8 protein-coding genes are annotated in these 9,047 nt (G+C 66.0%); 6 read left to right on the forward strand and 2 right to left on the reverse strand.

Annotation, left to right across the window (positions count from 1 at the left end; genetic code table 11):
• Nucleotides 1-8 precede the first annotated feature (8 nt).
• Genes Q7T26_12000 through Q7T26_12010 form a run of 3 tightly spaced genes read left to right on the forward strand, consistent with a single transcriptional unit; the run spans nt 9 to nt 2,107 of the window.
• The gene (locus tag Q7T26_12000; GenBank protein MDO8532862.1) at nt 9-161 is read left to right on the forward strand and encodes a hypothetical protein; all 153 of its coding nucleotides are present in this window, start codon (nt 9-11) and stop codon (nt 159-161) included.
• Complete coding sequence (locus Q7T26_12005; protein ID MDO8532863.1) at nt 161-1,141, forward strand: dipeptide ABC transporter ATP-binding protein; 981 nt, start codon at nt 161-163, stop codon at nt 1,139-1,141. The genes Q7T26_12000 and Q7T26_12005 overlap by 1 nt, the downstream gene beginning before the upstream one ends.
• Nucleotides 1,142-1,165: 24 nt before the next feature.
• Complete coding sequence (locus tag Q7T26_12010) at nt 1,166-2,107, forward strand: LLM class F420-dependent oxidoreductase (protein MDO8532864.1); 942 nt, start codon at nt 1,166-1,168, stop codon at nt 2,105-2,107.
• On the opposite strand, the gene Q7T26_12015 is transcribed toward Q7T26_12010, so the two are convergent.
• Complete coding sequence (locus Q7T26_12015) at nt 2,104-3,408, reverse strand: cation:proton antiporter (GenBank protein MDO8532865.1); 1,305 nt, start codon at nt 3,406-3,408, stop codon at nt 2,104-2,106. The genes Q7T26_12010 and Q7T26_12015 overlap by 4 nt on opposite strands.
• Nucleotides 3,409-4,254: 846 nt before the next feature.
• Between Q7T26_12015 and glmU the strand changes: the two genes are divergently transcribed.
• From glmU to Q7T26_12030, 3 genes are all read left to right on the forward strand, one after another.
• Nucleotides 4,255-5,613 (forward strand): bifunctional UDP-N-acetylglucosamine diphosphorylase/glucosamine-1-phosphate N-acetyltransferase GlmU, encoded by a 1,359-nt coding sequence (glmU, locus tag Q7T26_12020; protein ID MDO8532866.1) that lies wholly within the window; start codon nt 4,255-4,257, stop codon nt 5,611-5,613.
• A gap of 58 nt (nt 5,614-5,671) precedes the next feature.
• Nucleotides 5,672-6,961, forward strand: a complete 1,290-nt coding sequence (locus Q7T26_12025; protein ID MDO8532867.1) for a hemolysin family protein — start codon at nt 5,672-5,674, stop codon at nt 6,959-6,961.
• A gap of 167 nt (nt 6,962-7,128) precedes the next feature.
• Nucleotides 7,129-7,485 (forward strand): GIY-YIG nuclease family protein, encoded by a 357-nt coding sequence (locus Q7T26_12030; GenBank protein ID MDO8532868.1) that lies wholly within the window; start codon nt 7,129-7,131, stop codon nt 7,483-7,485.
• A gap of 509 nt (nt 7,486-7,994) precedes the next feature.
• On the opposite strand, the gene Q7T26_12035 is transcribed toward Q7T26_12030, so the two are convergent.
• Nucleotides 7,995-8,240: a hypothetical protein gene (locus Q7T26_12035; protein MDO8532869.1), complete on the reverse strand. Its 246-nt coding sequence runs from the start codon at nt 8,238-8,240 to the stop codon at nt 7,995-7,997.
• Nucleotides 8,241-9,047 lie beyond the last annotated feature (807 nt).

The raw sequence follows: 9,047 nt of genomic DNA on the forward strand, positions 1-9,047 counted from the left end.
TCTACTCCATCGAAGGTCAGCCTCCCGCTCCGGACAGGCTGCCGCCCGGGTGCCCCTTCGCCCCGCGCTGTCCCTACGTGATGGACCGCTGCCGCACGGAGTACCCGCCGGAGGTGACGGTGAGCGTGGGCCATACCGCAAGCTGCTGGAGGCGCGCCTGATGGCCGCCGCTGGCGGCGTCCCCCTGCTGGAAGTGCGCGACCTGCGCAAGCACTTCCCCGTGGCGGGCGGTTTCCTGGGGACGCGCACGGTCGCCGCCGTGAAGGCGGTGGACGGCGTCTCGTTCAGCATCCAGCCCGGAGAGACCCTGAGCCTGGTCGGAGAGTCCGGCTGCGGCAAGACCACCACCTCGCGCATGATCCTGCTGCTGGAGCCGCCCACAGCGGGGACCATCCTGTTCGAAGGGCAGGACGTGCTGGGCCTGCGCGGCGAGGGCCTGCGGCGCTATCGCGCGTCCGTGCAGGCGGTCTTCCAGGACCCGTGGAGCTCGCTGAACCCTCGCCAGCGGGTCGGCGGCATCGTCGGCGAGCCGCTGGTCGTGAACGCGCACCTCTCCCACCGGCAATTGTCGGAACGAGTGGCGGAGGTCCTGACTCAGGTGGGCCTGCGCCCCGAACAAGCCAACCTTTTCCCGCACGAGTTCAGCGGCGGACAGAGGCAGCGCATCGCCATTGCGCGGGCGCTAGCGCTGAACCCGCGCCTTATCGTGCTGGACGAGCCGGTGTCCGCCCTAGACGTGTCCATCCGCGCGCAGATCATGAACCTGCTGCGCGACCTGCAACGTCAGTACAACCTCTCGTACCTGATGATCGCCCACCACCTGGCTACCGTCCGCTACATGAGCCACCGCATCGCCGTCATGTACCTGGGCAAGCTGGTGGAGACGGCGGACTCGGAGACGCTGTTCCGCAATCCGCAGCACCCCTACACGAAGGCCCTCATATCCGCGGCGCTGCCGTCGCACCCCGACCTCCAGAGGGAGGAGATCATCCTCTCGGGCGAAGTGCCGTCGCCGCTGAACCCGCCTTCCGGCTGCCGTTTCCGCACGCGCTGCCCTGTCGCCCGGACCGAGTGCGCGGGAAGCGAGCCGCCACTCAAGGAGACCGAGCCGGGCCACAAAGTGGCCTGCGTTTTGTACTAACCCGATCTTTCCAGAGGTGACGGCATGAAGTACGGCTTCCAGCTTCCACAGATCGGCGAGGAAATTGACGGCGCGTCCATATCCCGCTTCGCCCGCAAGGTGGAGGACGTAGGATTCCACGCCCTCTTCGCCGGCGACCACTTCGTCATCCCGAACGAAATCAAATCGGTCTATCCCTACAACACCCGCAGCCAGTTCCGCGTGGCGGAGCACCCCAACTACCTGGAGTGCTTCACGCTCCTCGCGTGGGCGGCGGCGTGCACGCGGCGCGTCCGCGTGTGCCCCAGCGTGATGATCACGCCCTACCGACACCCGGTGACCATCGCCAAGATTGTCACGAGTCTGGACGTGCTCAGCGGCGGGCGGGCCGTCCTGGGCGCGGGCGTCGGCTGGATGGCGGAGGAGTTCGCGGTGCTGGGCGTGCCGTACAACCAGCGCGGCGCGCGCACCAACGAGTACCTGGAGATATGCAAGACGCTGTGGACACAGGACGAGCCGCACTACGAGGGGCGGTTCTTCCGCATAGCCGACCTGCGGTTCGGACCCAAGCCTGCCCAGAAGCCGCATCCGCCCATCTGGATTGGCGGGCACTCCGCTCCCGCGCTGGAGCGGGTGGTGAAGATGGGACAGGGCTGGATGCCCGCCGGCCTGCGCCCCGCGGAAGCGGCCACGATGATCGCCGAGCTGCGACGCCTGGCCGAGAAACATGGCCGCAACCCGGACGAATTGGAGATATGCCTGTCGCGAGGGATTGAGTTCACCAAACAGCCCACCGCCGGCGAGGCGCGGCGTCCGCTCATCGGCACGCCGGAGCAAGTAGTGGAGGACCTCATTGCCTACCAGAAGGCGGGCGTCCACATGGTGCGCTTCCAGTTCCGCACGCCGCGCATCGAGGACGAGATGGAGATTATCGAGCGGCTGGCCGCGGAGGTGGCGCCGCACGTGCCGCGCGGCCCGAAGGACTAGCCGGCCAGAGAGTGCTTCGTCGCGGGGACGGCCTCAGTCCCACGACGGCCCGGGCCTGGTATTTTGAACGCCGCCTGCAGAAGCGGAGGCGCCATCAGCGTGGTCACGAGGGTCATCAGAATAGCCACGCCGAACACCGTCTCCGTAATCACGCCCCGCGTCAGGCCCACGCCCGCCACAATCAGCGCGACCTCACCGCGTGGCAGCATCCCGAAGCCGATGCGGAGCGCGCCCCGCGGGTTGAACCCGACAGCCAGCGACGGAAGGCCGCAGCCCACGATCTTCCCCACGACGGCAAGCGCGCTGATGACTATCCCAAAGAGCAGCGCGCCGGTCACCGCCTGCACATTGACCATCATGCCCATGACCACGAAGAACACGGGCACGAGGGCGTCATAGACGCCGATAAGCTGCGGCTCTATGTGATGGCGCAGTTGCGTGCTCGAAAGGGCCAGCCCGATGGAGTAGGCTCCGATAATCATCGCCAGCCCGAAGCTCTCCGCCAGGACCGACGCCAGGAACGCCAGCGCCAGGGCCAGCGCCAGCGGAGCGCCCCCCGTCTTGAACTTCAGGAACAACTTGGAAATGTGGCTTGAAAGAAGGAAGGCGCCGCCCGTCAGGCCTACCCAGAAGAGCACGGCCTTCGCCGTCACCACGCCGATGTTACTCACCGATATGGTCCCGGAGGCTGCAATCCCCACGACGATCGTCAGGATGAGGATGCCCAGCACGTCATCCACCACGGCGGCCCCCAGGATAGTCACCCCTTCCGGCGAGTCCAGTCTCTTCAGGTCAGCCAGGACACGCGCGGTGATGCCCACGGATGTGGCGGTCATGACGGCGCCCATGAACAGGGCGTGCTGGTCCATTAGCGAGGAAGCGAACCCGAACAGGACGGTGGCGCCAGCGCCGAGGAAAAAGGGCGCGATCACGCCGCCCATCGCCACCACGCTCGCCGGCCCGGCGTACCGAAAGAACTGACGGCTGTCCGTCTCCAGCCCGGCCACGAAGAGCAGCACAATGGAAGCGACCTGCGCGAAGGAGTACAACTCGGAACTGACGGGGACAAGTATTGGGGCGCCGGACGTTGTCTGCGGCAGCGGGAAGAGCGGGCCAAGCAGAGGGAGCGGAATAGCGCCCAGCGCGAAGGGGCCTATCAGAACGCCGACCACCAGCTCGCCCAAGACGGGCGGCGTCTTGAGGTAGCGTAATGCGATCTCGCCGCCCAGCTTGGCCGCCACCAGAATGACGGCCAGCTCCAGCACGAGGCGCGTGACCAGGGCCGTCAGGTCGTGTTCCATGCTGTGCCGCCTGCCTCCCGTGGATTACTCAGGGGCTGCACTGTCAACGTAAGCGTCAATTATACCATCATATTTGGTTTGCTCTACGCGCGTTCATCCGCATGTTACACGCGCGCATTGTCGCCTTTGACCAAGTACCTGAGACCCTCACCCCCTCTGTGCCCCGCTCACTTGGTATGTGCGGAGAGGGGGAGCGCGGCAGACAGGGACTTGAATTGTTTCATATTTTTCGAGGGGCCTCCCTTATCTGATGCTGCCATCTGTCGGGTCGGGTTACGGGTATTTGTTCTTGTTATGTTACGTCGGAGGCCATGAGCTGCTCGATGTAGATGCAGCGGGCGCGAGGTGGCCGCGGTGGACGGACACATCGGCCCGTCCCGCCAGGGCCGAACACGGCGACTCCGACGAAGGTGCGTTGCGTAACACAAGTGTTCTGTTGACAGGGTAGCGCGTGGTTTCAGGGTAGAGCAATGGGCGGGTGGCGGGACGTGTACAGGCGAGACAGGCCGTAGCGCGTACCTCACGCTCTGTGTCTCCCTCTCCGCTGTGCGGAGAGGGAGAGGATACAGGACGGATAGGCAGGACACCCTTCAGCAAGTCAGGGCAGGCTTTCCCGAACCCTCCGGCGGGCCGCTCTGCGGCCCTGCACCCCTTTCTCTGATCCGGCCTCCCCCGCGCTTGACACTGGCCGAGCGTGCCAGTAGGATGTGAATCTGCTTCCTCTCCCGCTCATGCGGGACAGGGCCAGCAGCAGGATGCTGCTAACTGAACGGGTCGAAGCGCTGAGACCGCACCGCAGCCTCCCGCATGGCTGGGTGCGGTCGTTCGTTTCCAGGGTGATCGTCTATGACGGAATGGGCCGCTGTTGTCCTGGCGGCGGGCAAGGGCACGCGCATGAAATCGGCGCTGCCGAAGGTGCTGCATCCCCTCTGCGGCCAGCCGATGGCCCGGCATGTGCTTGACGCCGTCCGCGCCGCGGGCGTCACGCGGACGACGTTGGTCGTCGGACATGCGGCAGGCCGGGTGCGCGCGGCCCTCGGCGGCGACGTCCAGTACGTGGAGCAGGCCCAGCAACGGGGCACCGGCCACGCGCTGCTCCAGGCGCGCCGAGCGGTGTCCGGCGCCGCCCGAAACATCCTCGTCCTCTACGGGGACACGCCTCTTATCTCGTCCCAGACCCTCCGGAGTCTCATGGAGCGCCATCGGGCCAGCCGCGCCGCGCTCACTCTGCTCACCTGCGACACCTGCCCGCCCGAAGGCCTGGGCCGCATTCTCCGCCCTTCCACGGAAGGGGGCCGCGTGACGCGTATCGTGGAAGACGCGGATGCGGGCCCCGACGTGCGCGCGCTCCGGGAGATTAACGCCGGCGTGTACTGCTTCCGCGCCGCCTGGCTGTGGCCCGCGCTGGCGTCCCTCAAGCCGCACGCCAGGGGTGAGATTTACCTGACTGACCTTGTGGAGATGGCCACCGCGCAGGGGAAACGTGTCGATAGCGTCTGCACGCGGGACCCGCTGGAGGCCATCGGCGTGAACGACCGCGTTCAGTTGGCCCGCGCCGAGGCGGCGCTGCGGCAGCGCATCCGCGAGGAGTGGATGCGGGAGGGTGTCACCCTGGCGGACCCTCCCTCCACCTTCATTGACGCGCGCGTGAAGCTGGGCCGTGACACGGTGCTGCAGCCCGGCGTCCACCTGTGGGGCGGGACGGCCGTGGGCCGCGCCTGCCACATTGGGCCGAACACTATCATCGCGGACTCCACCATCGGCGACCGCTGCCGCATCCTCGCCTCCGTCATCGAGCGCTCCACCGTGGAGGACGACGTGGACATAGGCCCCTACAGCCACCTGCGCGACGGGGCGCACATCTGCGCGGAGACGCACATCGGCAACTTCGCCGAGGTGAAGAAGAGCCGTCTGGGCCGCGGGACCAGGATGGGGCACTTCAGCTACATGGGCGACGCGACGGTGGGCCGGGATGTGAACATAGGCGCGGGCACCATCACGTGCAACTACGACGGCGTGCGCAAGAACAAGACCGTCATTGAGGACGGCGTCTTCCTCGGCTCGGACACCATGCTGGTGGCGCCGGTCCGCCTAGGCGCGCGCTCCGTCACGGGAGCAGGCTCCGTGGTCAACAAGGACGTGCCCCCGGACAAGCTCGCCGTGGGCGTGCCCGCGCGGCTACGCTCCAAGAAGCCGACTAAATAACGCCGCGGACGTCATCCTTCCGTCCTTTCACGGAGGGAGACTCCGCCAGGGAAACGGATTGGACAGCTTAGGAATAGCCTTCCTTCTCGGCATTCTCTTCTGCCTGGGACTCCTGGGCCTGGTCAGCGCCGCCCTCCAGAGCATGGAGCACCTGCGCCCGGAGAGGCTGGAGCGCCTGCGGCGTCACAAGACCTGGCCAGCCGGGCTGGTCGTCCGTCTCTGGGACGACCGGCCGCGCGCGTGGGCCGCCGGCAGCACCGTCCGCACGGTCGCCCTGGTCGGCATGACGGCCCTCACGATTGCCCTGGCCCTGCGCTGGGCGCCGGGCGCCGGATGGGTGAGCATTCCGGCGCTGCTTCTGACCATTACCCTTTCGCTTGCCGTCGCGGCGTGGGCGCGGGCCATCGCCGTCCGCAGCCCGAACCGCACGGCCCTCTCGATAGCTCCCGCTTTCACCGCCCTGCTATGGCTCTGCCGCCCGTTGGCGGGCCTGCTGCTGGACGCCCCTCTCGCCATCGTCTCCCGAGCGACGCCGCCGGACGCGCAGGCCGGGCAGTCCACCGCGCCAACTCCCGCCTCTCGTGAGAAGGAAAACTACAAGCAGCGGATGATCCGCGCCATCACGCGCCTGGCGGACACCAGCGTCCGGGAGATCATGGTCCCGCGCGTGGACATCGTCGCCATCAGCACGGAGGCGCCGTTGCAGCAGGCCGTGGACCTGATCATCGAGGAAGGCTACAGCCGCATTCCGCTGTACGAGGACGAGCCGGACCACTTCGTGGGCGTGCTGCACGCCAAGGACCTGCTGCCCCATATCACCGGCCATCCTGGGCGCGGCGAGGCCGCATCCACGACCCCCCGGCGACTCCGTGACATCGCCCGCAAGCCGTACTTCGTGCCGGAGACGAAGCGCGTGGACGAGCTGCTGCGCGAGATGCAGGACAAGCGCGTCCAGCTTGCTATCGTGGTGGATGAATACGGAGGCACGGCCGGCCTGGTGACTGTTGAGGACCTGGTGGAGGAGATCGTGGGGGACATTGAGGACGAGTTCGACGTGGCGGAGCAGCAGGTCGTGCGCATCAGCGAGGCGGAGGCGGTGATGGACGGCCGCGTCTCCGTGGACGGTCTGGAAAGGCTGTTCGGCGTGCACGTGCCGAGCGAGGGGTTTGACACGGTGGGCGGCTACGTGGGCCACCTGCTGGGGCGGGTGCCCGCCGTGGGAGACAGGGTGACCACGGACGAGCTGCGGCTGGATGTGCTGTCCACCGTGGGCCGCCGGGTGAAGCGCGTCCGCGTGACGCGCGCGACACAAGAGGCCCAGACGGAGCCGACGCGGACCAGCGAGTAGGGAGCGCCAGCCCCGCGCTCGTGGTTCGACCCTTCGGCTCCGCTCAGGCAGGCAAGCTCACCATGATGGTTCGACAAGCTCACCATGAGCGGCGAGCAAGTCCCGCTCAGCCTGATCCTGTCAAAGGATGAGAGAACGCAAACTCAACCAGCGGGACGGTAGTACCCATGAGTTTTTACGTTTACATTCTGCGCTGCTCAGATGGTTCGTATTACGCGGGTCACACCGACAATCTGGAGAAGAGAGTGGCTGCTCACCAGGAGGGTGCCATAGCAGGGTACACGTCTATTCGGCGACCCGTCCAACTAGTGTTTGCCGAGAGCTTCCCATCCAGGGAGGAGGCGTTCCATCGGGAACGTCAAATCAAGGGCTGGTCGCGGCGCAAGAAAGCGGCGTTGATTCAAGGGGACTGGGGGCTTCTCCAGCGCTTGGCCCATGCTCGTGGTTCGACCCTTTGTCCTTCCAGGGAAGGATCAGGGCAGGCAGGCTCACCACAAGCGGAGAAAGTACGCCGCTCACCCTGAGCCTGTCGAAGGGCGAGCGGGACACACCGCTCATGGTTCGACAGGCTCACCATGAGCGGAGGCGACAGGCTCACCACGATGGTTCGACAAGCTCACCATGAGCGGCGAGCAAGTCCCGCCCACCCTGAGCCTGTCGAAGGATGAGCCTCCCTCGGAATGACAGGCCGCGACATACGCATGACACGTCCCTCCCTGTCATTCCGAGAGCAACGAGGAATCTCCCGCCGCAGCGCATCCACACCCGCTCATGGATTCGACAAGCTCACCATGAGCGGCGAGCAAGGCCCGCTCACCCTGAGCCTGTCGAAGGATGAGCCTCCCTCGGAATGACAGGCCGCGACATACGCATGACACGCCCCCCTTGTCATTTCAAGTGCAACGTGGGATCTCCCCCTGTCAACACGGCAGCCCGTGGCCCCCGCGCGCTCCGGTTAACAAATCAAGCCCCCCGAGCGCTCGGGGGGCTTGATTGTCCAGGCGAGGTCGCGCGATGCGGCGCTGCCTGTGTGTTACTTCTTGACCGCGGGTGTGGCCGTGGGAACGGGCGGTCTGGGCGTGGGCGTGGGCGCAACAGTAATAACCAGAGGCGCCGTGGCGGTGGTGCCCTTCTCGCCGGTGGCGCGCACCGTGTAGACGCCCGCCTTGATGCTGGCCGGGATCGCCACGGAGGGGCGAGAGAACGCGCCCGACGCGCTCGCGTCCGCGCCGACAAGGATGAAGTCTTCCCTGTCAATAGCCCTAACGATGACGGCCAAGACGGACTCGCCGGGCTGGAAGCCGGAGCCGGCGACGGTTGCAGGCCGCCCCTGCGCTACCGGCGACGTGACCGTCAGGTTCGCCTCAGGGCTGACGGCGGCCTTACCAGCAGCACCAGCAGCACCGGCAGGGCCAGCAGGGCCAGCGAGACCCCTAGCACCAGCAGGGCCGGCAGGACCGGCAGCACCAGTAGGACCGGCAGGGCCAGCGGGGCCAGTCAGGCCCTTGGGACCCTCACAGGCAGCCAGAACCAGGGCCGTAACGACCGAAAGGACCAGGAGAAGAGCCAAACCCCTCTTTTCAAGCAGACGCCGCAATGTGACCTCCTTTTTCCATGACATTGTGAGATGAGATATGTGGGATGCCTAGCGCGTGCCCGCCCTGTGTTTGATTTGTATGACACGAATACGATACTGGGAATCGACCAGGCGCAGTGTGCGTGCCCTCCCAGTCTGCCCTATGATATGCATGGTTTTTCCGGCTGTCAAGTCCTTACACGGAAATTCACAAGAGGAACCCGTCAGCGCCGCGCCGAGTTGCGTCTCCCCTCTGCTTCACTCTACTCCCTTCTGGTCCATATTTGCAAGCATGTGATTTAGAGGCGTTCACTCGTCATTTCCCGCGCACCGGAGAATCTTCGGTCGTCCTTCCGGGGAAGGACTCCCTCAGAATGACAGTATAGCATATGCGCCGTGTCACTCCGAGCGCAGCGAACAGGGCAATCGCGCCTTAATGTAGGCGTTCATTCCCATCCGTCCCAAGAGATTGTGAAGAAATGCTGGGAAAAGCCCGCTGGTTCACCACCG

Source organism: Dehalococcoidia bacterium, assembly GCA_030648205.1.
Classification (GTDB): Bacteria; Chloroflexota; Dehalococcoidia; order JAUSIH01; family JAUSIH01; genus JAUSIH01.

Excerpts from the sequence above, each read along its gene's own strand:
- Q7T26_12005 (MDO8532863.1), top strand. The coding sequence starts at position 161 with ATGGCCGCCGCTGGCGGCGTCCCCCTGCTGGAAGTGCGCGACCTGCGC.
- Q7T26_12010 (MDO8532864.1), top strand. The coding sequence starts at position 1,166 with ATGAAGTACGGCTTCCAGCTTCCACAGATCGGCGAGGAAATTGACGGC.
- Q7T26_12015 (MDO8532865.1), bottom strand. The coding sequence starts at position 3,408 with ATGGAACACGACCTGACGGCCCTGGTCACGCGCCTCGTGCTGGAGCTG.
- glmU (MDO8532866.1), top strand. The coding sequence starts at position 4,255 with ATGACGGAATGGGCCGCTGTTGTCCTGGCGGCGGGCAAGGGCACGCGC.
- Q7T26_12030 (MDO8532868.1), top strand. The coding sequence starts at position 7,129 with ATGAGTTTTTACGTTTACATTCTGCGCTGCTCAGATGGTTCGTATTAC.